The 25,078-nt window shown below is 60.9% G+C and carries 19 protein-coding genes; 8 read left to right on the top strand and 11 right to left on the bottom strand.

The window, feature by feature from the left end; translation table 11 throughout:
• Positions 1-442: 442 nt before the first annotated feature.
• From DBZ45_RS11235 to DBZ45_RS11195, 9 genes are all read right to left on the bottom strand, one after another.
• Positions 443-1,249 carry an IclR family transcriptional regulator gene (locus tag DBZ45_RS11235; RefSeq protein ID WP_111903975.1) on the bottom strand — a complete coding sequence of 269 codons (807 nt, stop codon included), beginning with the start codon at positions 1,247-1,249 and terminating at the stop codon, positions 443-445.
• 274 nt (positions 1,250-1,523) lie between these two features.
• Entirely contained in the window at positions 1,524-3,023 is a 1,500-nt protein-coding gene (locus tag DBZ45_RS11230; protein WP_111903974.1) for an aldehyde dehydrogenase family protein, read from the bottom strand.
• A 33-nt stretch (positions 3,024-3,056) separates the two neighbouring features.
• On the bottom strand, positions 3,057-4,085 hold the full coding sequence (locus DBZ45_RS11225) for a zinc-dependent alcohol dehydrogenase family protein (RefSeq protein WP_111903973.1): 1,029 nt from the start codon (positions 4,083-4,085) through the stop codon (positions 3,057-3,059).
• 303 nt (positions 4,086-4,388) lie between these two features.
• Complete coding sequence (locus DBZ45_RS11220) at positions 4,389-5,792, bottom strand: MFS transporter (RefSeq protein ID WP_111903972.1); 1,404 nt, start codon at positions 5,790-5,792, stop codon at positions 4,389-4,391.
• Positions 5,793-6,315: 523 nt separating this feature from the next.
• Positions 6,316-7,698: an MFS transporter gene (locus DBZ45_RS11215; RefSeq protein ID WP_223257025.1), complete on the bottom strand. Its 1,383-nt coding sequence runs from the start codon at positions 7,696-7,698 to the stop codon at positions 6,316-6,318.
• A gap of 229 nt (positions 7,699-7,927) precedes the next feature.
• Positions 7,928-9,310 carry an MmgE/PrpD family protein gene (locus tag DBZ45_RS11210; RefSeq protein WP_111903991.1) on the bottom strand — a complete coding sequence of 461 codons (1,383 nt, stop codon included), beginning with the start codon at positions 9,308-9,310 and terminating at the stop codon, positions 7,928-7,930.
• Positions 9,311-9,367: 57 nt separating this feature from the next.
• Positions 9,368-10,270, bottom strand: a complete 903-nt coding sequence (locus tag DBZ45_RS11205) for an SMP-30/gluconolactonase/LRE family protein (protein ID WP_111903970.1) — start codon at positions 10,268-10,270, stop codon at positions 9,368-9,370.
• A 42-nt stretch (positions 10,271-10,312) separates the two neighbouring features.
• Positions 10,313-11,068 carry an SDR family NAD(P)-dependent oxidoreductase gene (locus DBZ45_RS11200; protein ID WP_111903969.1) on the bottom strand — a complete coding sequence of 252 codons (756 nt, stop codon included), beginning with the start codon at positions 11,066-11,068 and terminating at the stop codon, positions 10,313-10,315.
• Between the two features lie 484 nt (positions 11,069-11,552).
• Positions 11,553-12,335 (bottom strand): IclR family transcriptional regulator, encoded by a 783-nt coding sequence (locus tag DBZ45_RS11195; protein ID WP_111903968.1) that lies wholly within the window; start codon positions 12,333-12,335, stop codon positions 11,553-11,555.
• A 774-nt stretch (positions 12,336-13,109) separates the two neighbouring features.
• On the opposite strand from DBZ45_RS11195, the gene DBZ45_RS11190 reads away from it, so the two are divergent.
• Entirely contained in the window at positions 13,110-14,627 is a 1,518-nt protein-coding gene (locus tag DBZ45_RS11190) for an aldehyde dehydrogenase family protein (protein WP_111903967.1), read from the top strand.
• Between the two features lie 216 nt (positions 14,628-14,843).
• Here the strand turns inward: DBZ45_RS11190 and DBZ45_RS11185 are convergent, their stop codons facing one another.
• Positions 14,844-16,046, bottom strand: a complete 1,203-nt coding sequence (locus DBZ45_RS11185; protein WP_111903966.1) for an MFS transporter — start codon at positions 16,044-16,046, stop codon at positions 14,844-14,846.
• Between the two features lie 197 nt (positions 16,047-16,243).
• Here DBZ45_RS11185 and DBZ45_RS11180 point away from each other — a divergent pair, with 197 nt between their 5' ends.
• From DBZ45_RS11180 to DBZ45_RS11140, 7 genes are all read left to right on the top strand, one after another.
• Positions 16,244-16,669, top strand: a complete 426-nt coding sequence (locus DBZ45_RS11180) for a universal stress protein (protein ID WP_111903965.1) — start codon at positions 16,244-16,246, stop codon at positions 16,667-16,669.
• 206 nt (positions 16,670-16,875) lie between these two features.
• On the top strand, positions 16,876-18,117 hold the full coding sequence (locus tag DBZ45_RS11175) for an MFS transporter (protein ID WP_223257024.1): 1,242 nt from the start codon (positions 16,876-16,878) through the stop codon (positions 18,115-18,117).
• Positions 18,118-18,180: 63 nt separating this feature from the next.
• On the top strand, positions 18,181-19,215 hold the full coding sequence (locus DBZ45_RS11170; RefSeq protein WP_111903964.1) for a zinc-binding dehydrogenase: 1,035 nt from the start codon (positions 18,181-18,183) through the stop codon (positions 19,213-19,215).
• A 591-nt stretch (positions 19,216-19,806) separates the two neighbouring features.
• Entirely contained in the window at positions 19,807-20,472 is a 666-nt protein-coding gene (locus DBZ45_RS11165; protein WP_111903963.1) for an SDR family NAD(P)-dependent oxidoreductase, read from the top strand.
• Positions 20,469-21,029: a cyclophilin-like fold protein gene (locus DBZ45_RS11160; RefSeq protein ID WP_111903962.1), complete on the top strand. Its 561-nt coding sequence runs from the start codon at positions 20,469-20,471 to the stop codon at positions 21,027-21,029. The genes DBZ45_RS11165 and DBZ45_RS11160 overlap by 4 nt, the downstream gene beginning before the upstream one ends.
• A gap of 665 nt (positions 21,030-21,694) precedes the next feature.
• Positions 21,695-22,645 carry an aldo/keto reductase gene (locus DBZ45_RS11145; protein WP_111903960.1) on the top strand — a complete coding sequence of 317 codons (951 nt, stop codon included), beginning with the start codon at positions 21,695-21,697 and terminating at the stop codon, positions 22,643-22,645.
• A 182-nt stretch (positions 22,646-22,827) separates the two neighbouring features.
• Entirely contained in the window at positions 22,828-23,967 is a 1,140-nt protein-coding gene (locus DBZ45_RS11140) for an alpha/beta hydrolase (protein WP_111903959.1), read from the top strand.
• Between the two features lie 764 nt (positions 23,968-24,731).
• On the opposite strand, the gene DBZ45_RS22700 is transcribed toward DBZ45_RS11140, so the two are convergent.
• Positions 24,732-24,944 (bottom strand): hypothetical protein, encoded by a 213-nt coding sequence (locus DBZ45_RS22700; RefSeq protein ID WP_146617504.1) that lies wholly within the window; start codon positions 24,942-24,944, stop codon positions 24,732-24,734.
• Positions 24,945-25,078: the final 134 nt, after the last annotated feature.

Below are 25,078 nucleotides of genomic sequence, written 5' to 3'. Positions count from 1 at the left end.
CACGCATGGATCCGACTGCTTCGATGTCCGTTTCCGCTGCCTTGCTTACGCGCATCTGCTGCTCCTTCACAAAAGTCGATTCAACCCCGGCACGAACGGCGGGGGACGGCGGCCGGCCAGCCGCTGAAATACCTTGCCGGCCGAGCGCCTGCATTAACCATATCCCATATGACGGGATCTGATCAATATCTACGCGAACACTTTTCCTCGCGGTGGCGAGCTTAAAGCAACACTCGGTAGGAGATGGAAGAAACCCGAGGCTAACGGGCCGGACCACGGCAGGGGAGACGTCACAGGCCTTGGACGCAGCGTCTTTCCAGGGGAACTTACAGGCCGACCTCGTGCAGAGGGCGGGCATGGCCGGTTGGTCAGTACCGTCAGAGTCGGAACGAGAGACCAGAGCTTCCGTTGCCTGCGGGCCCGTTGTGGGGCCTTGTTGATTTTACGACTGTCCCTGGCTTTCGGCGAGGCGTCTGGAGATGGTGTTTGCCGCCTGTTTCACAGCGTGGATTGCCTGTTCGACGTTGATGTCACGGACGTTTTCGTCCCATGCGACCCCGACACTGCCTACAGCAGTTTTCTGGTCAGTGAGGATGGGCGCTGCGACACCGTAGACACCGGGATTGAATTCTCCCTTGGTCAACAGGTAGCCATTTTTTTTGATCTCTCCAAGACTTTTGCGGAATTCGCTCCAGTTGGTGCCTAGACCGGCGCGCTCTATTTCTTCGAGGTGACGGGGATAGATGGCCTTCAGGCGGTGGTGTGGCAGATGGGCCAGGATGACTTTGGAGCCGGCTCCCTGGAACATCGGACGCCTTTGCCCGCGGCTGAATCTGTTGGCGGGGCTTTGCGGTGCCCGGCATTCGCCAATGCATAGGACTGAATCGCGGAAAGCGGTCAGCAAGAGTGCCGAGTGTCCGACATTTTCCACCAGATCCTCAAGAACTCCCTGGCTTGCCAGAAGGAGGGGGTCCGTCTGCCGGATCTGCAGGTCCATTTCGATGATGCGTGGACCAAGACTGTAGTAGCCGTTGCGCACCGTGGTGAGAAGCCCAGCATCATGCAGGGTCTTAATGTAGCGGTAACCCGTGGAGCGGGATGTGTCCAGTGCATTGATGAGCTCCGCGGTGGACCACACCGGTTCCTGCTCTGTAAACAATTCCAGAATCTGCAGCATCCGCGCCAGGCTGCCCGCACTGTCCGCCGCGTCTGCGACCTCGCCAACGCCAGCCGAACCGCGTCCACTCATAAGATGATTCCCATCCTTCTCTTCACGTGGCCCTTATTAAGGGGCACCTCTGCTCTGCGGTGAGGCATCCAGGTGTGGCTGCTGATTCACGGACAGCTACCGCCAACATGTCTTTCGACGGTACGGGCAACGGTGACCATTATAGTGTCGACAGGCGGCGGTCATTGGCTTCTGTGGCCAGTGACCGCCGCCGTCAGATATGCAGGCATTTTTGAAGCGTGTTGGGACACGCCCTGCAAGCTGAAGGGACTCGTTTCCGAGGACCTAGAACGGTCTACAGCTGCATGTAGATGCTCTTGGTGTACAGGTAGGTGTCCATATGCGCCGCAGTTCCTTTGTAGCCGTAACCGCTGAGCTTGGTGCCGCTGAATCCAACGAGCGGATCGATGTAGCCGTAGCAGTTGACCCACATCGTACCGGTGTGGACCCCGTTAACGGCCCGGAGGGCTGTGGAGAGGTTTTGCGACCAGACTGCTCCTCCGAGGCCGTACTCGGAGTCGTTTGCGATGGCGATGGCTTCGTCGATGTCGTCAAACGGAAGGATGGAAAGCACCGGGCCGAAGATCTCTTCACGGGCGATGCGCATGTTGTTGTTGACGCCGCCGAAGACGCTGGGCTGGACGAAGTATCCGTTCCCGAGGTCATCGCCGAGGCGTGCCCCGCCGTAAAGTAGCTCGGCGCCTTCGTTCCGGCCAATGTCAATGTAGTTAAGGACGGTGTCCAGTTGATTCTGGTTGATGACCGGCCCCAGGGTGGATGCATTGTCGAGGCTGTGCCCGACCCTGAGCGTATCCATGAATGCCAGCAGCCGCTCCGTGAATTGGTCGACGATGGGCCTCTGGACCAGCACACGGGTCCCCGCGAAGCAGATCTGGCCGGAATTCGCGAAGACGCCCATCGCCGCGCCAGCGACTGCTTTGTCCAGGTCCGCGTCTGCGCAGATGATGTCTGCCGATTTGCCGCCCAATTCGAGCTGCAGCTTTTTGATGTTGACGGTGGACGCTTCGATGATGCGGCGGCCGGTCTCCGTGGAACCCGTGAACGCCACCCGGTCAACGTCGGGGTGGGCTGCGAGGGCGTTACCGGCTGAACTGCCGGATCCTGTGATGACATTGATGACACCTGCGGGGACGCCGGCCTCGTGGAGGATCTCGGCTGTGCGCAGCACCGACAGCGACGCTTCCGAGGCCGGCTTGAGTACCGCGGTGCACCCGCTGGCCAGGACGGCGCCTATGATCCAGAACTGTCCGTTGAGCGGTCCGTTCCAGGGAATGATGCCGCCGATGACACCGACGGGTGCCTTAAGCGTCATTGTTGCCACGTTCCCGGGGATGCCGTTCATCAGGGTCTCACCGGAGATGCTGGTCGCCTGGGAGGCGAAGAACGACAGCATCTTCATCAGCGACGCCTTGGAGTTGCGCAGCCTCGAAACCGGAGCGCCCATGTCCAGGGCCTCGATCTCAGCCAGTTCCTCGAACCTCTGGTCAAGGACCTGCGCGACACGGTTCAACAGCGCCTGCCGCTCGTAAGGGCTCCAGGAGCTCCACGGGCCGTTGAAGGCCTTGCGTGCGGCCAGGACCGCCCGGTCGACGTCGGAGGGGCCGCCGGCGGCGAAACGCGCCAGGACCTCGCCGGTGGACGGATTATTGGTGGTAAGGGTCTTTCCGGACTCGGCCGGAACCATCTGGCCGTCGATGAAGAGCTGGTGCACCTCGCGGGAGAGGAAGCTCTGGGCCTGCTCGGACGGTGCGAAGCTCTGCTGGGTTGTGGTCATGACATTCCTTCCAGGATGACCGTTGACATGCTGTCAGTCGAAGATGAAAACGCCTTTGCCGATCTTGCGCTGGTCGAACAGCTCGTAGGCCTTCTCGGCTTCGGCGAGGCTGAACTCATTGGTGAACAGGGACTCCACGTCCAGGCCACGTTCGGCAACGAACTGGGCGCAGTCTTCCTGCTGGTTTTTGCTAAACGTGAGCGACCCGAGAACGGTCTTGTGCAGATGGATGAGCTCTTCGCTGTCCAGGTCGATCTTGCCGAAGACTCCCACCATGCACGCGGTCCCCCACGGCCGGGCTGCCTGGATGGCCTGTCGGCGTACGGCGGGGATGGCGCTGCACTCGATGGTCTTATCCGCCCCTTCGCCGCGGCGGGTCAGCTCGCGGATGGCTTCAACAGGGTCCTGTTCTCGGGAGTCGACGACGTGGTCGGCGCCGAATTGCTTGGCCATCTCCAGCCGTGACGGTTCGACGTCCACGGCGATGACCCTGGCTCCGAAGGCCTTGGCCAGCAGGGTGACGCTCAGTCCGACAGGTCCCTGACCGAAGACTGCGACGGTTTCGTCGGCGGACAGGTTAACCCTCTTGATGGCGGCGAAGGCCGTTCCAGTGCCGCACGAGATGGCCGCACCGGTCTTGAACGAGAGCGATTCGGGCAGTTTGATGAGGGTGTGTGCGGGGACCTTCATGAAGTTGGCGTGGCCGCCGTCTCCGTTCAGTCCACCGTAGACGATGCGTCCGTTGGGGCAGTACTGGGTCCAGCCGGAGCGGCAGTACTGGCAGGTGCGGCATCCGTCATAGTGGTGGACCATCACCCGGTCACCTACTTTGGCCTCGCTTGCCTTGACGGCGTCGCCGACAAGTTCGACGACTCCACACGGCTCATGGCCCTCGATGACCAGTTCCTCGCCGGTACGGACAGGGCCGTGCAGGTGATGGAGGTCGCTTCCGCACATACCGGAGGCCTTGATGCGGATAACTACTTCGTCTGGCCCGGGTACGGGGTCCGGATAGTCGCGGATCTCGAGCCTACCCTCGCCTTGGAAAACAACGGCTTTCATAACTACTGCTCCTTGATGGTCAGGAGATGGACGGCATCAGTGACGCCTCGGGTACATTCTGCATCGGAGTTGCTGCACCAGGCCCTCCCTGACCGGAGGGACGTGACGTTACATTCGATGGATTGTGCTGAAGTCCTCAGCGGGGGGGGGTTCACAGTGGCGAGTTCTGCCGGCTGATGGATCTGACGTCCTCGGACCGGTAAGTCAGGTCCGAGGACGTCAGGCTTAGTTGTATGAATTCAGGCCCGGCGGCCGGACTGTCTCAGACGTCGGCGACGCTGCCGCGCGTTCGCCCTCAATGGGTCATGCGTGGGCCTTGGGCTCCTCGGCATCTGCGTCGGCGGTGTCACCGCCGGGAGCGATGTGAGCCAGGGCCTCGGCGGAAGTGTCCACACGGGCGGCAGCGAAGATTACTGTAGCTGCGATGTACAGGCCGGACACGGTCAGGATCACTCCGACGATGCCGAAGCTGGTGAACAGCCCCAGGACAATGAACGGGGAGGCGATCAGGCAGACGCGGCCTACGGTCTGGGCAAGGCCACCGCCGCGGAAGCGGAAGGCGGTCGGGAAGAACTCCGGCACGGTACCCAGGCACATGGTCAGGAACGACGCAGCCATGGCGACCAGGATGAAGCCGATGGTGATGATGAGTGCGGGTTCGGTCATGAAGGGGTAGATGCCGGCGAAGATCGCTGCGAGGGTACCGGAACCGACGATGCTGCGGCGGCGGCCCAGCTTGTAAGCAAGCAACGCACACAGCAGCGGACCTACGACGTAGCCGGACATGATCGCGGCGTTGAATCCAAGGGAGGACGTAACGTTCATTCCCTGCTTCACGAAGAAGGTGGGCATCCAGCCCGTCACGGAGTAGGAGCCAAACAGGCAGATGACGGTCAGGCAAAGGGCTAGTATGGTCCGCCCGATAACGCCGCGTGAGAAGAGCACCGTGACGGGCACGTAGTTGGCCTTGTCATGGGCGGCACTGGCCTTCTGGTCGACAACCGGAGTGGGGGTGACCTTCGGGCTAGTAACGCCCGATTCCTTTTCGATCTTCTGAAGAGCTGCTTCGGCTTCCTCGTAGCGGCCGCGCGATTCCAGCCACCGGGGAGACTCGGGCATATTACGGCGCAACCACCAAGCGATCAGGGCGCCAACGCCGCCGATGACGAACATTGCCCGCCACGAAAAGGCGGGAATGACCAGGAAGCCGATGAGCGAGGACAGTGAGACGCCGAATCCGCCGAAAACTCCGAGGAAGCCGAGGTATTTGCCGCGGTGGGAACGCGGGAAGAATTCGGTAATCATGCCGTAGCAGATGACGTATTCGGCGCCCATTCCGATGGCCATCAGGAGCCGCAGACCGATGAGCACTTCAATGTTGGGCGCAAAGGCGGCGGCCAAGGCCAAGATTCCGAACAGGCCAAGGCTGAACTGGAACGCGAAGCCTCGTCCGATCCGGTCGCTGAGCCAGCCCGAGAGTGCCGCGCCAGTTGCCAGGCCGGCGAATGTGGCTGAAAGGAACAGGGAGTTCAGCTCGAGCGTGGAGAACCCGGTGGGCAGCATGGAGGCCAGCACGGCTGAGGAGAGTGTGTTGTCGAACGAGTCGAAGAACAACCCGAGGCCAACCAGCCACATCATGCGCCGATGGAATTTGCTGATGGGGAGGCTGTCGAGCCTGTGAGTCGCGTTGACATGCATGGTGGTCATCGGACAGCACCTTTCGTACGTGCTGCCGGGGACGGTTCCTGACACGGAGTTGTTGCGGTACGGGGGGAGGCAAGAGGAAGCAGGGCACGCTCCGGGAGAGCTCGTGCGACAGGGGTGCGGAGGGCTGGGCTTAGGGCACAGGATTCGCATGAATTCGATCGACACTGTTCAGGCATGCGTCTAACTACCTTTGGCTCGGTGTTCTTTGCGCATCGGCACGAACACGACGGTGTGTAGCGAACTGATCCTCATGGCCCTGCCGGACACCTCTGAGGACGAGAGTTTGCCGTACCCGCCGGGACAGAAAGTCGGAAGTCAACCTTTGCCACGACAGTGACGGTGCGCACAGTTCTTATAACACGTTTACAATATCCTGCATTGTGGGACTTAGTCAATATGGGGACCTGCACTCCCGTCGGCATTCAAAATCGCACGTGGCATGCGGCGAAAACCTCGAACCCGTTCCAGTTAACGGCATAGGCCCCACACCGCTCATGCGGGTGGGGCCTATGGTCGTTCGAAGCTAGAGCTGCTCGGCCGCTGATCGGCCGACACTCTCCTCGATTGCCGACTGTGCCGGCTCGTGCGGTTTTTCCTGAACCTGCGTTTGAGCAGGGGTACGGGCGGGGACCTTGACGAAGAGTAGCAGGACGAATGCCAGGACCAGTGCAACCATGGGGACGGTCATTCCGACGATGGTGTCGCCGGGTGTGGCGAGCTTGCCGATCAGGAATGGACCGAAGAAGCCACCCGCGGATGCAAGGGCGTTGATCACGGCGATTCCTACAACAGCCTGCCGCTTGGTCAACACCTCACTGATCAGGGCCCAGTAAGTGGGTATGTTTCCGATAACGCCGCACGCGAGGAGGATGAGGCCGAGCATGCCGAGCACGGGGGAGCCGCGGAAGACCGCGGTCATGATCAGACCGATAATGGCTGTCGCGAAGCAGGCGAGGACGATGAACTTGCGGCGGCCACTGATGTCCGCATAGCGAACGAGCAACAGCATAACGACAGCGCCGCAGGCGTAAGGGATGGCACCGAAGACGCCGATATTGGTGGGGGAGTAGGACGGGTTCAGCTGGGAGACAACCTGGGGGAGGAAGAAAGTCATGCCGTAGGTCGCAACTCCGGCGAGGGCGTTTATCAGGCCGAGGTAGAGAATTTTTGGGTTCCTCAAGGCGCGCAGCTCGCTTGCATGGTCCTGCTTTTCGCCAGGCATGGCGGCATACTCGTCCGCGATTGCACCTTCCAGCCATTGTTTTTCGTCAGCTTTGAGCCACTTCGCCTTACTCGGACGGTCGGCGAGGGTCAGGAGGATCCAGATGCCCAGAAGGACGGGCGGCAGGCCCTGGAGAATGAAGATCCAGCGCCAGGAGCTAAGGCCGAACCAGTTGGCGTGATCGAGGATGAATCCACCGCTGAGGCTTCCGGCAATGAGGGCGACGGGCATGGCCAGTGCCATGGCGCCAATGGCACGGCCGCGGTCATTATTGAGGAACCAGTAGGTGAGAAAGAGGATAAGCCCCGGGAAGAGTCCGGCTTCGGCGATGCCGAGAAGGATCCGGGCGATGTAGAGCTGGGTCACGTTGTACACAAACCCGGTGGCCACCGTGACCAGTCCCCACGTGATGGCGATACGGGCCAGCCAGAGCCGGGCGCCGACCTTGGCCAGGATCATATTGCTGGGCACCTCCAGCACCACATAGGCGATGAAGAAGATGGCGGCGATCGCGCCGTATGTGGCGACGTCTATACCGAGCTCCTTTCCCATCGTCAATTGCGCGTAACTGATGGAAGACCGGTCCATATAGTTGAATGCATACAGCAGGAAAGCGATGGGAAGAATTGTTCGCCTGACTTTCCTAGTCACTTCGGCTCGGCCTACCGCCTTGTTGGCAGGCAATGAATTTGTAGCCACGCTACCTCCTTGTAGAGTGCGCCCGCGAGGGCGTGATGATTTAGCTCCACTGACGATTTCGGTGGGCAGTTGGTTGCCGGATGCCTACCGGCGTCCGCATTGAAATTGGTGCCATGAGAAAGGCGCAGTATTTCGATTTATATTCGACGAAAAGGATCGCACTGGAAAGGCAGATGACCGTGGGGAAGATCATCCAAAGACACTTCTTCAGGTCTCAGTGAGTCAGTTCAAGAAGCTGAGTGACCTCGCTGCAGTGTTCCAATGTCCTGATGAGATTCTGCGCTCTGGTGATCGTTTCTGCAGCCAAATGTGCGGGTGATGCTTGGATGCAGTCGCTGAACTTTTCGTTGAGCTCCTCCCACGTCATGGGCCTTTCTGGTGTACCGGGGACTGCAGACCCGTCACGCTCTAGGCGGCGGCCGTCACGGGTGGTGACTTCGACCTTCCCTGCTGGCAACTTGAGGTCCCAGTTGAGATTTGGGTCGAAGACCGGTTCCACGTTGTCGGCGAGAGCCAGGACACGGGGGTCGCTGAGGCTATCCGTAGAGAAATCGGAGATCCTCATTTTGCCCTTGATGAGTGCCAGGGCGACAGTAAAGGGCAATGAGAATTTAGCGTCCATTATTGTGTTGGGCTTCTTTCGCTCTTCGACAGGTTTAACCATTCGTTCAGCAAAGTCGCCCACATAGACGCGCACCTCCTTTATCTCGTCGGGCTTTATCTCGTATTCCCGTGCAAGTTCGATGGCGGCATGGATGTAGGTATGGGCGTTGCCCACAGCCGGCCAGTATTTGTACGTCATTCCTGCAGAAAGAAATGTCTCACCTAAGTTCTCCAGGATCTTTTCGCGGTTATAATCGCCGTGGAAGTAGACCGTGAAAATGCCTGCCTCGCCTTCGAAGAGGTCTTCCATGCCGAGCATCCCCTTCTGGGCAAGAAGGACTGCGTTTACGCAGCTTTGTGCGATGAATCCGGCGTAAAGTCCACGAAGGTTACTGCCGGTTCCGAAGATTTGTTGCATCGTCCCGCCGGCATTGAGGCTGACGATGCCCATGGCGTGGGTGATCTGCTCGGCGCTCAAGCCCAGGAGTGAACCGCATGCTGCAACGCCGGAGTAGACTCCGATCACGCTGGACAGGTTCCAGTCCATCTTCCAGCCGACGTTGCAGCGCAGGCGAATAAACAGTTCCTGACCGATGGCAATTGCCGTGATCAGTTCCTCGCCGGTTACATTTCCCTGGCGATCTGCCAGGGCTAGGAGAGCGGGGATGAGGGAGCTGTCTGGGTGCGCGCCCCAAGGTGTCTGGCTGTCAAAGTCCAGGCCGTGTGCGAGTGTTCCGTTGGCGAAGGCTGCGGCTGCCGCCGGTACGCGGCCGCCGAACCCCAGAATCCGTGCTTCTTCCTTGCCCCCGGCATCAGTGACGAGTTCGATAATTGGCCTGACAGATGGTTCCATGCCGCTGGCGCCGAGCATGACCCCCAGGGTATCCAGAAGGCTCTTCTTGGCGGCATCGACTGCATCGTGGGGTAGATCTGCAAAGCGTAGCCCCGCGGCAAACTCCCCAAGGTGGTGGGAGAGGTCAAGTTTGTTTCCCATGAGGTGGTGATCTTTCTGGTGGTTGTTGACGCTTGAAATGAACATTGGTGGCGAAGGTCATCCCGCGAAGCGTGTTTCAGGGAGGCCGGTGACACCGAGTCCGTAGATCGCGAAGAGTCCGCCCGCTCCGGGCTGTGTGCTTGGCACACCACGCACGGGCTTGGCCATGCTGGTGAAGTAGAGGATGTCCAGATCGGGTCCACCGAACATCACGCTCGTCACGTTTCGGACAGGAAGGGTGATTTGGCGGTCAATTGATCCGTCAGGTGCATAGCGGATGATGCGGCCACCTAGGACTTTCGCGTTCCACAGGAAGCCTTGGGAGTCAACGGTCGCGCCATCGACGGTTCGGGCAAAATTTTGGTCGGAACAATGGACCCGTTTGTTAGATACGTTCCCGTTGACCAGATCATAGTCATAGGCCCAAATAACCTTGTGCTCGGAATCTCCGAAGTAGAACGTCCTGCTGTCAGGACTCCAGCAGGGGCCATTTGAACAGATCATGCCGGTGTCGATCTCCGTCACGGAGAGGTCGGGATCGAGCCGGTAGAGGGATCCCTGCACGGGAGGCTTTCGCAAAACGTTCACGTTCAGAGGATCAAAGTCGTAACCCATTGTCCCTGCAAAAAACCTGCCGGCTCGGTCGACCTTGCCATCGTTGAAACGGTAGTCCGGGTTGTGGAGCAAGGGGTTGGCGATGGGGGTGACTTCCTGGGTATCGAAGTCATAGAAGCTGAAGCCATTCGCCAGTGCGACAACAGCGCCGCCGCGTTCGCGCAACGCCATGGAACCAATGTACGTAGGAACATAGTAGGTGAGCCTCTCCGACCCATCTTCCCGGCAGCTCCAGATTTCACCTGCCGTACTGTCTACCCAGTACAGCCTTTGATCCCCGACGTCCCACAGGGGGCCCTCACCAAGGTGGTTCTTACAATCGACCAGAAGTCGGATCTCGACCATGGACTTCTCCCTCGTTGCTGGGAAGCTCGGTCAGCCTGACTGTCAGAGACAGGCCGTTTGGCCGCCGTCCACGGAGACGACAGCGCCTGTCATAAAACTTGCATCATCCGTGAGTAGAAAAGCGATCACTGCCGCGATTTCCTCGGGGTTTCCGATCCGGCCGATGGGGTGTTTGGCGTTAATCCGCGCGACGGCGGCCGGGTCTTCCATCATGTATTCGATCAGTGGCGTCCTGGTCATCCCAGGCGCCACTGCGTTGACTCGGATTCCGAGCGGCCCCAGCTCGGGTGCCATTGACTTGGTGATGCCCGAGATGCCGAATTTTGAGGCTACATAAGAAAGCCGGTTTGGCACGCCCAGCAGGCCGGCACCTGAAGATATATTGACAATAGCTCGTGGCCCTGTGTCGTGCTGCACTGCGCGCACAAAGGCTTGGCACATATTGATGGTTCCATCCAAATTCACTGCCATGATTTTTCGGTGCTTTTCGGGATCGGTATCAACAATGTTTCCCTCTCCCGTAATTCCCGCGCAATTGATCAAGCCATTGAGACCACCAAGTTTTTTTCGTAGATCGGCAAGAGTGGAAACTGTCGCAGCATGATCGCAAACGTCGAGTACCGCGCCATGAATCTGCTGTGAGTCAGAGGCAGCTGCTTTGGCTGCGTTAATGCCGGCCTCGGTGACGTCCACCGCGACTACTGTGGCCCCTTCATCGAGCAGTCTCTTCACGCTCGCTGCTCCGATTCCGCTCCCGGCACCGGTTACTACTACACTTCGCCCTTCGAACCTCTTCATCGAGAGTCCTCCTTATGTTCCGGCTGGCCTTCGATGGCTGCCTGCATCCGCAGCAGCATAGAACCAGGTCTTTTGTATGTGAAATAGAGTTCCATATGTGCGGGGCCAGCGTCAAGGGGGCTTGCTAAGGCTTGGGGAAAGGACAGACGGCGGCCGCAGGTGGAACGGAGTTGTCCTCAGTGAGGAGCGGGTGCGGCAAGGGTGCGAACGGCTATAACAACACTGGCTTGAGGGTGATGCGCCTCAAGAGGAAAATTTTTTCGGCCACGCACGCCAGCATCTACCTTGGCAAGTGCAAGGTGGCTCCTGCGGGAGGGCGGTGTTCCTTAAGCCGCGTCATGACCAGTAAGCGCGCTAAACGTGCAATGTCCGCAGGTTCCCTGCAACGGCGAGAATCTGATGCGACTAACGCCGCCACCCGGGGCGAGTACAAGTCGTGCAAAGTCTCATCGGGGCGCTAATCCCCGCAGAGTGCGGAATCGCGTTAGTTTCCCCTGGCCGCGCCGGCGCCCATCCTGCGGGAGAGTTCTTTGCAGGTCTCCACGAGTAGTGCACGTGCTTCATCCACGGGCATGTTGTCCGTCCCGGTGAGACGATGGATGTAAGGGGCGGTGACAGCTGCCACAGCTTTGCCGGTGTAGTCGAATACTGGGGCTGAAATGTTGGTGACGCCTTCGATCGTGAGGGACTTGCCCTGACAAAAGCCGGCCTTGCGAACTTCGGCCAGGTCATTAAGGAATCTTGCTCGCCGGGCGCTTGTCTCGTTGCCGGCGAGTTTGAGCAGATGATTCAGTTCTTCGTGTTCCATGAACGCTGCGAGAACCCGTCCAGAAGCAGAATCGTCGATGGGTATCTGGGAACCCAGGCGCACAGTGTTGACGTTGGTGTCCGGGCAGTCCACTTGAGCGATCACGAGGAGCTTTCCCGAACTGAGGATGCAAAGGTGAATGCTCTGGCTGATGCGGTTGGCGAGCTTCTGCATCTCGTCTCCGGCGATAGCTGTCAAGCGCCTGATGATGGGGTGGCGATGGGCCACTTCGAACAGTTTGGTAGCGAGACGATAGCGCTCTCCGTTATCCAACTCCACGTAGCCTCGTTCCAGCAGCACCATTAGCACGCGGAAGATCTCGGACGTGGTTCTACCCAGACGTTTGGCGAGTTCTGCTTGCCCCAGCCCCTCGTCTGCAGACGCCAGGAGTTCGAGAATATCCAGGCCCTTCGACAACGCCGGCGCCTTATATTTGCTCTCACTTGAGTTGGTCTGCACAGTTGAATCCCTAGGTTTGCCGTTGCCACATCCGGCACCGAGCGTTCAAATATAAAACAGCTTGAGTATATGTGAAATATTCCCGGCGGTCTATCTCCAGTGCTGCCCAGCGTTACCTCTCCCTGGGATGGCTGGGGAAGTGCTAGCCCGGGCGAAGCCGGCGGTCACTTCCGGCCGGGTGGGGACGTAAAGAGATCTCCCCTGGGGTATCCCGCAGACCCCGCTCCGCGGCGGCTGAAGGCGCTCCCGGGCGAGGTGCGCCTTGGCGGGGTTATCAGATAGGGAGCAAGTCTCATCGCCCCGCCCCTTCCTCTGCGACCCTCCACGCGATAGGAGCCGGAAAGGTTTCATTCCAGCAATCCTCAAAAAGGAAGCCATTCTCGTCCTTGACCCTTAGTTCAATCTTTGGGTGGTCGGGAGAGGTGCAATGTCGAGAATGAAGAAAAGCCCGAGCGTCGCCCCTCGCTTACAGGCCCCGCTCTAGTGAATTCGCAGCGGAGCACCAGGTTGACTCCGCAACTGTGACCTCTATTGCCGCAGGCCGTTGACCATGTCCCATAATTCAGGATATCTTTATTTTTGTTCCTTTGCGGACTGATATGAACTGTTAGGGCCGCAGCATTTCAAAGGGACCAGACTCATCGTCACCGCCGGGAGCCCAGTGGGCCACCTGGACTGAACGCGTGATGATGCGACAAACCATGGACACAATTATCAGGCGTTCAGATTCTGGACCCAACCGGTGTTCACCATGCTTTAGGGAGATCGCGAAAGATGAAGACGAAGATGTCAGCAGGGCTTGTAGCCTCCGGCAAAGATGACCATCGTGCTGGCCTTATCTCTGCACAGGGCGTGACGGTTCCTGCGGGCGGGTATGAGATGGAGATCCGCAACCCTGCTACGGGTCAGGTGATCGGGACGCTGTATGAGGCTGGTGCGGCTGACATTGATGCGGTGGTCGCGGGTGCGAAGGCTGTGTACGAGAAGGTGTGGCGGCGGACAGCGCCGGAGGTGCGGGCCAGGATGCTTGCCGCCTGGGCGGATGCAATCAGCGGGCACCGCGAGGAACTGGCCGATCTCGAGGTCTCTGACGTGGGCCATCTGCGCCGTGAGGCGATGGCGGACATCGATAACAGCGCCAGGGTGCTTCGCTACTATGCGGGCCTGGCTGACAAGATTGAAGGTCGTACATTCGCGCAGCTGCCCGACCGGCTCTCCTATGGACTCGACGAGCCCTTCGGAGTCGTCGCCGGCGTCAGCCCCTACAACGGCAATGCGAACTTCGTCGCCCTGAAAGCAGGGCCTGCCCTCGTCGCCGGCAACTGCATCGTCATCAAGGCCCCCGAAGTCGCCCCGCTCCTGAACTACCGCATGGTCGAGCTCGCCCTTGAGGCCGGCCTTCCCGCCGGTGTGGTCAACGTGGTGACAGGCCGCGGCGACAAGGTCGGGCCCCTGCTGACCGAGCACCCGGATATCGGGATGATCGCGTTCACCGGGGGGCCGGGTTCGGGACGGGCAATCATTCACCAGTCCGCGACCAACATTGTGCCGACGTTCCTGGAACTGGGCGGGAAGAGCCCGGCGATCCTGCTGCCGGATGCCGATCTGGACATTGCCATCCCCTCGCTGCTGCATTCAAACTTTGCCAAGAGCGGCCAGAGCTGCGTGACTGGATCCCGGATCTTCGTTCCAGCCTCAATGTACGCGGAGGTCAGCGAACGCCTCGGGCACAAGGCAAAAACGGTCCGTGTCGGGCTGCCGACACGGACATCATCCCAGATGGGCACACTCATTAACCGTCAGCACCGGGCGCGGGTCGATGCCCTGGTCAAAAGCGCCGTCGATGCCGGTGCGGTGGCCTTGGCCGGCGGCGGCTCGGCAGAGGACGGCGACCTCGCGGAAGGGGCGTTCTACCAGCCCACCGTGCTGGCAGAAGTCACCGACGAGAACCCGGCCGCGCGTAATGAGGCCTTCGGCCCGATGGCGAGCGTGCTGTCCTACACCGACACCGATGAAGTCATTGCCCGCGCCAACGCTTCAGAATTTGGGCTCAGCGCCCAAATCTGGGGCAACGACGCACGCACCATCCAACACCTCTCCAAAGAATTGGTCGCCGGAACGGTATGGATCAATACCTACCGATCCTTCCACCCCACCGTCCCCTTCGGCGGCATGAAACAAAGCGGCTTCGGCAAAGAAAACGGCTTCGACTCCGTAGCCATGTACACCCGCCGCAAAGCCATCGTCTGGGACCTCACCACGGAACGGGAACTCCCCTACACCACCAATTAGCTTGACGGGCTGAAGAGACCTCTACCCCCCGCCCTGGGAATCTCCCAAGGCCCGGAGCGCTGCCCCTAATCTACTCATGGCCGCCGTCATGGGGCGGTGGAGTCGCACCAGTTTCGGTCTGACCAGGTTCTCGGCTTTGCCACTGACGTCCCACTTGTCTGGGCATTTTTGGCTACCCTTCCGCGTGGAACTGTGGCTGCTATCGACGGCTGCCGCTTAGTTCCCGGTAATTTTTGACGAACGCAGACAGGCTGCGGCAAGCACCAGGCATGACATCCAAAGGGCTCCGCTGGGACCTATTGGAGCAGCCAGCAGTCCTGCCGCGGCGGGCAGGCCCACTTGACCAACTCGGTTACCGAGTAGTCGAACGGCAAGCACGGCTCCCTTTGAGGCAGCCGGAACGGCTTGGGTAACGAGGGTCATCGTAATCGGCTGGCCTATGCCCAGAAAGAACCCCCCTACGGCCAGCAAGGCTGCCGCAATCCACGGAAGCTGGATTACCCACGGCAGCAATGACAGGGTGGCGGCGGTTCCCGCAAGACTCATGAGGACTAGGCCAGGGCGGCTCGACCGCGCGAGCAGGACGGGAAGGAGCAACCGCGAGCCGATGGATGCTGCTGCTCTTGTGGCCAGCAGGAGGCCTACGATGATCGGCGGGACTGCTTTTTCTTCTGCCACGAGAGGGAGGAACGCTACCAAAATATCGGTGGTGGTGAGAAGGGCAAGGCTTGCGATGATGTTTGTTCCCACTGCGGGATAGCGAAGTAAGGATGTGATGCTCTCGGGGAGCGGGGGAGAAATGCCGTTATCCTCCGGTGCCCCGTCCTTCTTCGCGGAGGATCCGAATGCGATCGGAACAGCGAGCAGGGAGATAGCGCCGGCAAGAAGAAGGCCGGAATCGGCGTTTTGGAGCCGTGCTTCCGGGGAAACTTGCCCCGCCGGTCCCATCGCGAGACCGGCCAGCAGAGGGCCGACCATCTGGCCTGCGGAGAAAGCGGCAGTGAACCAGCCGAAGGCAGAGTCCATGCTTTTGGGACGTACAAAACGTGCGATGGCCGATTGACCGGCAATAGTGAAACACAGCTGACCCATACCAAGTATGGTGCTGCCGACGCCGACTATGAAAAGGGACGGAGAGTGCGAAAGGACGATGGGGGCGGCCGCCAAGAGGGCAGTACCCGTCGCCACTAATCCCCGGAGTGAGTTGCGCCTGTCCGAGATTCTGCCCAGCCATAGAGCCGTGGTCAGAGGGATGAATGCATAGGAGGCTGAGATCAGGCCAATGGCAATGGAGTCGCCGCCCAGGGCGAGGACTTTGTACGAGATCAACGGGCGCGCGAAATTCGATGCGATTTGGCAAAGGACGGCCGACGCGATGAGCATCCAAAGCCACACGTGGAAAGCTGGCCGGCTCTGCATTTCTCGTCCTCCGTGGCTTAATCTCAGCGCGCAGACTTTGTGGAAGGCGTACGGACGTCCGCTGCTCCTTGCATCTCTTTGAGTTTACTATATCCCGATATATGGGATATCATTAAGCCGTCGGCGGATTCCGTGCCTATCATGCACGGGTCGACCGTATTACCGTTTCTGCCGGCTAACCAAGTGGAGGAGCAACTGTGAGGGACATCATCGTAGTGGGGGTTGACGGCAGTGGAACCGCTCAAAAGGCGGCCGCGGCGGCAAGAGACCTGGCTGCCGCGCTAAATGCAGGTCTCCATGTCGTGACGGCTTTCGATAGCGACCGCGCTGCAGTCTATGGGGATGGTCAGCACCCTGTAATCGTCCCTGAAGCGGAGGTAGCTGAAAACATAGCCCGCTCAGAGGCTGAATCCCTGGGGTACACGAACATAACCTACTCCGCCGCCCGCGGAAGGCCGGCGGATGCGCTGTTGAAGGAAGCCGCCCGCATGGACGCTCGCATAATTGTGGTGGGGAACCGAAGAATGCATGGAATTGGACGCGTGCTCGGAAGCGTAGCGAATAGCGTTGCGCACAATGCGCCATGTGATGTTTATATCGCAAACACCTACGACACCGACTAGCAAGAGCACGGCCTGGTCGGTTCGGGTCTTTCGCTTGGTTCATTTCCGGTTGCGCGTGCCGCGCTGCCCAGCACTTCTCCGAACTGCCCCTTGGCTGCCCGCAGAAGGCGACCAGCTGGTAATGCCGCCTTGCTTACTGTGGGCCTTTCCAACTGCCAGCGGTGATGTTTTGGAGCTGGCTCCGAACCTTTGAGATAGGCAGCCCTGTGTCCCTTTACTCATTCCTTTCGATTAAGCGGAAGCGTATGCCGTTCCTCGTTACAGTGCTCGCTTTGGGTACGTTCTTGATGGGAACGTCGGAATTCGTAGTTGTCGGCCTGCTGCCGGAGATCGCCAGAGATCTTTCCGCCGGAATTACTGGTGCTGGACTCCTCGTCACAGCCTTCGCCGTTGGGATGATCGGTACCCCGGTCGTCGCGTTGGCTTCCTTGAAGGTTCCGCCGCGGACCACTCTTGTTGTTGCCTTAGCTGTATTCGCCACTGGACATATCACGGTTGCACTCAGTACGGATCTTCCTGTCATCCTCGTGGCCCGCTTCCTTACAGCCCTTGCAACAGGGGCTTTCTGGTCCATCGGGGCAGCAGTCGCGGCCCGTGTGGCCGGACCCGGGGCGGCTGCTCGCGCCATAGGCTACGTCATTAGCGGCGGCATACTGGCAACGGTCATCGGAGTTCCCATCGGCTCCTTCGCGGGACAAGTCGCGGGTTGGCGCGGGCCGTTTTGGGCTCTCGCCGTGCTAGCCGTGGTGACAGCAGCGGCCATCGCTCGCTGCTTACCAGGTAGCATGCCCGCTGGGCCTATAACAAGCGTACGCAAGCAAATAGCCCTCCTCGTGACGACGAAGCTCTGGCTTGTCTTACTGGCGTGCGTCCTGATAAATGCGTCGGTATTGTCCACTTACGCCTTCATAGCCCCGCTCTTGACTGAAAGAGCCGGCATCCCGGACCAGCTTCTTCCCGTTAGCCTCGTGATCTTCGGTTTGGGCGCGCTGCTAGGTTCGTTCAGTAGCGGGCGTTTCGGTGACAGGGCCCCATTCGCCACCGCGCTCACTGGTGGCACAGCTGTTCTTGCAGCGCTGGGTGCACTGTGTTTGCTGTCCGTGTTCGCTATTCCCGCTACCGTGCTGCTTGCTCTGGCGGGACTTTTCGGCATGGGCACAAACCCTGTACTCATGGCACTGGCCGTGCGATATGCCCGCCACGCGCCTACCCTTGCCACCTCCCTTGCGACTTCGTTCTTCAACATCGGAACAGCTCTCGGCAGCTGGGTCACGGCGCGAGCGATTGACGGCGTCGGTACCATCGCGATCCCGGTCGTAGGAGCTGTTTTCGCCTTTCTCCTACTGTTTCCGCTGACCATCCTCTTAGTCCTCGATCGAAGAAACGCCACGGGCGAAAAGCAAAGGCACGACGAGGCAGCGGTTAGAGCCGAGGCAAAGGCAACTTGAGATCCGCTATCAACCGGACCTAAACCAACCGAAATTGCAGCTCCGCTGAAGAAAGGCAAAGCCATGAAAGCGACACTCATGTATAAGTCCGGCGACGTTCGTGTCGAGGAGGTGCCGGACCCAGTCATTCAGGAACCGACCGATGCCCTTGTCCGTGTGACCTACGCGTGTGTTTGCGGGTCTGACCTTCATCCCTACCATGGCCTCGAGGCAACCCCTGAGGGCCGCCGTATGGGCCACGAAGCCATCGGGGTGGTCGAGCAGATCGGTGATCAGGTCACTACGCTCAGCCTCGGTGACACGGTCATCGTTCCGTTTGCCTGGTCAGACGGCACATGTTCGTTTTGCCGTGACGGCATTACGACTTCCTGCATCCACGGCGGTTTTTTCGACGGGGCGGCCTCCGCGACGCAAGCCGAGAAGCTGCGCGTTCCGCAGGCTGACGGGACCGCCGTCGTCATCCCCGCCGGCACTGACGAGTCCCTAATGCCATCGCTACTCACCCTTTCGGACGTCTACCTCACCGGGTACCACGCCGCATTGCAGGGCCGGGTGGGACCGGGCAAGACTGTGACCGTAATCGGCGATGGGGCGGTAGGCCTCTCGGCCGTGCTGGCCTCGAAGCAGATGGGGGCCGAGACGATCATCCTTATGGGCCGCCACACTGCCCGTACCGACCTTGGCAGGGAATTTGGTGCCACCCACGTCGTCGCCGAGCGCGGTGACGAAGGCATCAGGAAAGTCATGGACATTACAAATGGGGAGGGCTCCCACATCGTGCTCGAAGCCGTCGGTTATATGGCGGCCTACGAGCAGGCGTACGGCATCCTCCGACCCGGTGGCGTCATCTCACGCGTTGGTGTTCCGCAATACGAAAACGCTCCCGTAGGGTTCACGTCGCTCTTCGGCAAGAACGCAACTCTTACCGGTGGCCCGGCAACCGTCCGCGCCTACTTGGAATCCGCCATACCCCAAGTCCTTGATGGCACGATCAATCCAGGTCGCGTTTTCGACACGGAGCTTCCGCTCGACGACATCGCGGAAGGATACCGCCTGATGGACGCCCGCAAAGCACTGAAGGTTCTTGTGCGCCCCTGAACCGGAAGTCCAATGGTGGGTGGGAGGCGCCGCCTCCACCCGCCCTTCCTGGCCCGGCACCCGTGCTGAAGCCTTCCCCAGACGGCACCCACAATGTTTTCAGCCCTAATCACTCGCGACACGGGACCTTCAACGCCAAAGTCTGGCGAGGGGCTTGCACACGGGGGCCGGGCCATGAAGCGGTCGAACTGCAATTCTCGGTAGGCTTCCGCACTCGTTTACCAGGGTTGTACCGTCGACCTCATGAGCGAGGAGGAGCCGGGGAAGATACTCCACGAGGTGCGCTTCGGCGTCTCAGCGGGTTGGCTCTGGGAGGCAAATCCGCTTACTACGGCAGCGTCGATGCCACGCTCCTGTTCATGGGACCCCGTTGTCCGTCCCGAAGTGGAGTCCATCCTTCGGTGGTACTGAGAGGGACTCCCAAGCCCTTGAGTTCGCCGCATATGTTTGAAACGGAACAAACAGCCCCGCCGGAAGAGCCCGATCGGCTCTGTATCGGCGTCTGCGCGGCGCCCGGCGCATGCGGGCTGTCGACGAGCTGGTCCCCGCAGCACGTGGGTTCGTCAACCGCCAACGATCAGAAGGACCACCATGACCACCATCGCCATTCTCGGAGCTGGCCCTGGACTCGGAGCCGCCGTCGCCCGCCGCTTTGGCAACGAAGGATTCTCCGTCGCCCTGGTCTCGCGCGACCATGCCCACGTTGACGCCCTCGCGCAGCAGCTTGTTGACGACGGGATCACTGCGCGCGGGTACGCCGCGAACCTTCGCGACACGCAGGCGCTGCGCTCCGCGCTGGACGCTGCGACGGCCGACCTCGGGCCCATCGGTGTACTCCAGTACAGTCCGGTGCCAGCCAAGGAGTTCATGAAGCCTGTGCTCGAGACAACTGCTGAGGATCTCGTCGGTCCCTTCGAACAGTCCGTGTACGGGCCGGCCGCCGCTGTCCAGCATCTCCTGCCCGGGCTGCGGGAGCTGGGACGTGGCACGATCCTGTTTATCAACGGCGGCAGCGCCATGAGGTCCAGTGCGGGCGTCGCCGGGACCTCGGTTGCTTTCGCCGGAGAGAGCGCCTATGGCCAGATGCTCCACGAGGCCCTCGCCCCTGCGGGCATCCACGTGGCGCAGCTGATCATTCCCCGTGGAATCGGCGGCGGGGAACCTGACCACGAGCCCGACGCCCTAGCCGAGACAATCTGGACCCTGCACCGGAACCGAGGACAGTTCCGCACCATTGTCGGAGAGGAGAACGCATGACAGCAATGCCACAACGTACCGCCGCCGTCTCAATCGCCATCCTGCTCAGCATGGGCCTTGCCGCCTGCATGCAGCCGTCCGCACAGGGCCCCGGCGACAGCTCTGCGGCCCCGTCTTCGGCGGCCGCCCCGTCCGGCTCCTCGTCGGCTGCCGGTTCCTCTTCGACGTCCGGTTCCTCCTCCGCAGACGATGACCGGGAGGGAACGCACATCAGGATAAGGATCGGGAACCAAACGCTGGACGCGACTGTCTGGGACACCCCGGCGGGCCGGGATCTGCTCACACAGCTTCCGCGGACGCTTTCCTTCAGAGATCTCAACGGCGAAGAGAAAGTCGGTCACCTGGAGCAGTCGCTGACTATGAACGGTATGCCCCAGGGCGACGACCCACGGGTCGGTGACCTCGGCTGGTACGCCCCGTGGGGCAACGTCGTCCTCTACTACGGCGACGTCCGCTACTGGGATGGTATCGCCCGGATCGGCCGCATCCACGGCGATCTGTCGGCCATCAGCGGCCGCGCCGAGGACTTCACCGCCACCCTCGAGGCCGCCGGGTGACCGGTCGGCATGCATGCATCCCGCCCACGGCGGACTCCGTTCGCGGCCGGGCACTGTTCGCAACAGTTGCCTTGGCCCCGTGATCTCGTCCTCCAGGGACACTCGCGCGGCTCTCCTTCACCCAGGGTAAAAGGTGACGCCACCAGTGGGCGACCAGCCTCCGTCAGAGTGCCGAGCTCCGCGTTGGCACGTAACACCTCGGGCTGTGTGAAGTAGGGTGCGGTTCCACTTGGTTGGCCACCGGCCCTACACCCAAATGCAGCGGGAGGCCCGGACGCGGAGGCTCACGGTCGGGTCCCTGCCGCCACCGGGACCCTTTGAGGAAAGGACCATAGCAGTGAGCAACCGGTCACCGCTGCCGATCCAACTCCGACCGCTGAGGCCGAGGAGCAGGAGGGCACTCCGGTCCGGGTTGATGATCGGTGAGGAGACCGTGAGGGCGACGGTCTGGAAAACACAGACTGGGCAGGCGGATAGGAAGTCCGTCGAACCAAAGAGTTGATCGTCGTCCCGGTCGCCTGACACATCGACCTCTACGACCGCCTCGAGCTGATCCCCGTTTGGCGCGGTGGAGTCCTTCTTCGCCGCGCACCTGGCCGGCTGAGCCGGCCCATACCCACACAACACCAACACCCCCGACTCAAGAAGACACGAAGAGGATAAGAATGAAGACCGTGCCCTTCGGCGCCGCCGAAACCCGCGTTGCGAACATCATCGCGGGAATGATGCGCATTGCAGGAAAGACCGACGAGCAGATCCGTACCCTCTACGGCACAGCACGAGAGGCAGGGATCGATTTCTTCGACCATGCCGACCTCTACGGGTTTAACCATCCCGGCGGCGGCCCGCACCTGTGCGAACGCCGCTTTAGCGAAGCGCTCGGACTCAGCAGCTCCGAGCGGGAGCAGATCACACTGCAGACCAAGACCACCATCGTGGACGAGGAATGGCACTACGACTCCTCCTACGAACACATCGTCTCCTCCGTGGAGGATTCGCTGCGGGCGCTCAGCACCGACTACATCGACGTGCTGCTCCTGCACCGCCCGGATGCGCTGGTCGAACCCCAGGAGGTAGCCCGCGCCTTCAACGATCTCGAATCCTCGGGAAAGGTGCGGTCCTTCGGCGTCTCCAACCACACCCCCCGGCAGATCGACCTGCTCAAGACGGCCGTACGCCAGCCGCTGGTGGCCAACCAGATCCAGCTCTCGGTAACGCATTCGACGATCGTCGCACAGGGCCTGGCCTCCAACATGGCGGATGAGGCCGACTCCCTCACCCGGGATGGAGGCGGCATCGTCGACTACTGCCGCATCAACAACATCACGATCCAAGCTTGGTCGCCGTTCCAAAAAAGCTTCCAAGACGGCGTCTTCTTCGATTCCGAGGAGTACCCGGAGCTCAATGCCGCATTGAAGCGCCTGTCCGCGAAATACGGGGTGACCCCCATCGCGATCGCAACGGCTTGGATCACCCGCCACCCGGCCGGCATGCAGGTGGTGCTCGGCACCACCTCACCGCAGCGTGTCGTCGAGGCCGCCGCCGGCGCGGACATCCCCCTCACCCGGCCGGAGTGGTACGGGCTCATCCAGGCCGCTGGGCACCGGGTGCCCTGAGCAGCCTTGGATCGCTAAGTCAAACACCCGTTTGCCGTGCTGAGGGCAGGGAAACCCCGTAATGGGGCACTGGCAGTACCACTTACGGTAGGGACTCCCTCACCCGGCGACGCTGTGGTGTGCTCGAAGGGCGGAACGAACGCATCGAGATACGTAACCGACCCTGACGAGGATGAAACACGATGAACACCAATTCCAACGCAACAAACACCACGACCGCGGCGACCCCGTCGGAAGGTGTATCGCGCCGGAACCTCATAAAGCTCACTGGTGCCGGTGCGGCGGCAATCGGGCTCTACTCTGCGACAGGTCTGGCCGGAGCCGGGCCGGCCGTTGCCGCCCCCGCCGGTCCGAGAAAGAACCTGGAACCGGGAGACACCTCGAACGGGGCAGATAACTTCTACACCAGTGACCAGGTCACAGTCCGGAAGATTTCGTTTAAGAACAAGTACGAGATGAAGGTAGTGGGCAACCTGTTCGTTCCCAACAACCTGGACCGCAGGACCACCAACCCGGCACTGGTGGTAGGCCATCCCATGGGTGCAGTGAAGAAGCAAAGCGCTAACCTCTATGCAACAAAGATGGCTGAACAGGGATTTGTCACGCTGTCCTTCGACCTCTCGTTCTGGGGGGAAAGCGCCGGAAAGCCGGGAAACGCGGTCTTACCTGACATTTACGCTGAAGACTTCAGCGCCGCTGTCGATTACCTGCGGTCCCAGCCGTTCGTTGATAAGGAACGCGTCGGTGCGATCGGGATCTGCGGCAGCGGCAGCTTCGTGATCAGCGCGGCAAAAATCGATCCCAGGATCAAGGCCATCGCAACGGTGAGCATGTACGACATGGGTGCTGCCAACCGTGACGGGCTCAATAAATCCGTGACCCTGGAACAGCGGAAGGCGATTATCGCGCAGGCAGCCGCCCAGCGTGACGTCGAGTTCGCCGGCGGCCCGATCGAGTACACCGGCGGGACACCGGAAGAGCTCACCGCCGAATCCACGGCGGTGGACCGGGAATTCTATGACTTCTACCGCACGGCACGGGGGTACGCCTCGAATACGACCACGCATCCGGCCCTGGCCACGAACACCAAGTTCATGAACTTCCATCCGTTCGCCGACCTGGAGCTCATTGCGCCGCGGCCGCTGCTGCTCATCACGGGCACCGAAGCGCATTCACGGGAATTCAGCGAAGAGGCCTACCGTCTCGCCGCAGGGCCAAAGGAGCTCTTCTGGGTCCCCGGAGCCGGCCACGTCGACCTCTATGACCGGGTGGGCCTCATCCCCTTCGGCAAGCTCACGGACTTCTTCCGGACAAAGCTCTAGAAAAGCAGGGGAGCCCGCGGAAATCCCCGCTCCGCGGGCTCCCCTCCCACTAGCCAGCCTCAAGCGGTGCTGCGGTTCTTTGAGGGTTGCAGTCTGGGGGCGAAGCGGCGACCATTGGGGAAAGCTGCGGTTTGCGATGCTTGCGGTAGTGCCGGAACACGAGATGATCCCCTATGGCGCGACCAGGAGGCACATTAGTCAGAAGGGCTTGTCCGCTCCTGCGTGCCCTGCCTGCCGGATCTTCGGCATCGCCGGCCTGATCTGGTCCGCACCGCGTCGTCGGGCACGCCGGTTGAGACGGGCGGCCATATATGCCGAACCTGCGCGTTACACGTGAGGATGCGCAATGTGACCGTTTTTCGTGGCCGCCTCGCTGCTCCTCTCCGGAGCTGTATGCCCGCGCCATCGAGTCGGCCTCGCCGCAGATCATCTGCCATAGTCACATCATCCCGGACGGGCAAGTGCAACCCGAGCCGCACCTTGAAGTCTCGCCGCCTGTCCCATGAAGTACCCTCAACTTCTTGGTCGCGCCCATCAGCGGAGTAGGGGTCCTGGCCGGCCGGGCGACAGGCATGGAGTATTGTTCCGGCCCGCCACTGCTGGTCATGTTTTGGCTCCCTCCCCGCACAAGCGACGGCGGAAGCGCCCTGGGGGATGTGTTTGTCGCGTGGATGCCCCCGGGCGAAACGTCAGCGGGGCCATTGAGCATCAACGGGTACGGAACCGAGGGCGAGCGGATGTACATCAGGTACGGCCCCAACATTTCACAGGACCGCGCCCATGAAGAGGAGCTCGGCTACCACGAGTCGCTCCATGTGGGCCAGTGGGCTGTAGCAAATCGCCTCGCGGGCCCATTTGCGTTCCCGGCCGCCTATTTTGCTGATGACGCGCTGTTTCCCGCCTCGCGCAAACATTGCGAGCAGGACGCCGGTCTGTCCCGCGGCGGATACCGGCCCCGCCTGATAACTGGCCGGCACCCCAATGGGCTGCTACAGCGGTGGTGGCCGCACTTGCTCTGCTGATATTCCGGCGACGGCTGCGATGGTTGTCACGGGTGGCCCCGGCGGGAAGAGGGCAGTGAACAGCACATGCGCCGTACCGGTGCCCGGTT

It is taken from the genome of Arthrobacter globiformis (assembly GCF_003261175.1).
Classification (GTDB): Bacteria; Actinomycetota; Actinomycetes; order Actinomycetales; family Micrococcaceae; genus Arthrobacter; species Arthrobacter globiformis_A.
Note: the sequence above shows the minus strand (reverse complement) of the source record. Positions and strands in the feature narration are given on the sequence as shown.

Coding starts and splice junctions, on each gene's coding strand:
- DBZ45_RS11200 (WP_111903969.1), bottom strand. CDS start 11,068: ATGAAGAGGTTCGAAGGGCGAAGTGTAGTAGTAACCGGTGCCGGGAGC.
- DBZ45_RS11190 (WP_111903967.1), top strand. CDS start 13,110: ATGAAGACGAAGATGTCAGCAGGGCTTGTAGCCTCCGGCAAAGATGAC.
- DBZ45_RS11225 (WP_111903973.1), bottom strand. CDS start 4,085: ATGAAAGCCGTTGTTTTCCAAGGCGAGGGTAGGCTCGAGATCCGCGAC.
- DBZ45_RS11165 (WP_111903963.1), top strand. CDS start 19,807: ATGACCACCATCGCCATTCTCGGAGCTGGCCCTGGACTCGGAGCCGCC.
- DBZ45_RS11235 (WP_111903975.1), bottom strand. CDS start 1,249: ATGAGTGGACGCGGTTCGGCTGGCGTTGGCGAGGTCGCAGACGCGGCG.
- DBZ45_RS11220 (WP_111903972.1), bottom strand. CDS start 5,792: ATGACCACCATGCATGTCAACGCGACTCACAGGCTCGACAGCCTCCCC.
- DBZ45_RS11230 (WP_111903974.1), bottom strand. CDS start 3,023: ATGACCACAACCCAGCAGAGCTTCGCACCGTCCGAGCAGGCCCAGAGC.
- DBZ45_RS11210 (WP_111903991.1), bottom strand. CDS start 9,310: ATGGGAAACAAACTTGACCTCTCCCACCACCTTGGGGAGTTTGCCGCG.
- DBZ45_RS11170 (WP_111903964.1), top strand. CDS start 18,181: ATGAAAGCGACACTCATGTATAAGTCCGGCGACGTTCGTGTCGAGGAG.
- DBZ45_RS11205 (WP_111903970.1), bottom strand. CDS start 10,270: ATGGTCGAGATCCGACTTCTGGTCGATTGTAAGAACCACCTTGGTGAG.
- DBZ45_RS11145 (WP_111903960.1), top strand. CDS start 21,695: ATGAAGACCGTGCCCTTCGGCGCCGCCGAAACCCGCGTTGCGAACATC.
- DBZ45_RS11160 (WP_111903962.1), top strand. CDS start 20,469: ATGACAGCAATGCCACAACGTACCGCCGCCGTCTCAATCGCCATCCTG.
- DBZ45_RS11140 (WP_111903959.1), top strand. CDS start 22,828: ATGAACACCAATTCCAACGCAACAAACACCACGACCGCGGCGACCCCG.
- DBZ45_RS11185 (WP_111903966.1), bottom strand. CDS start 16,046: ATGCAGAGCCGGCCAGCTTTCCACGTGTGGCTTTGGATGCTCATCGCG.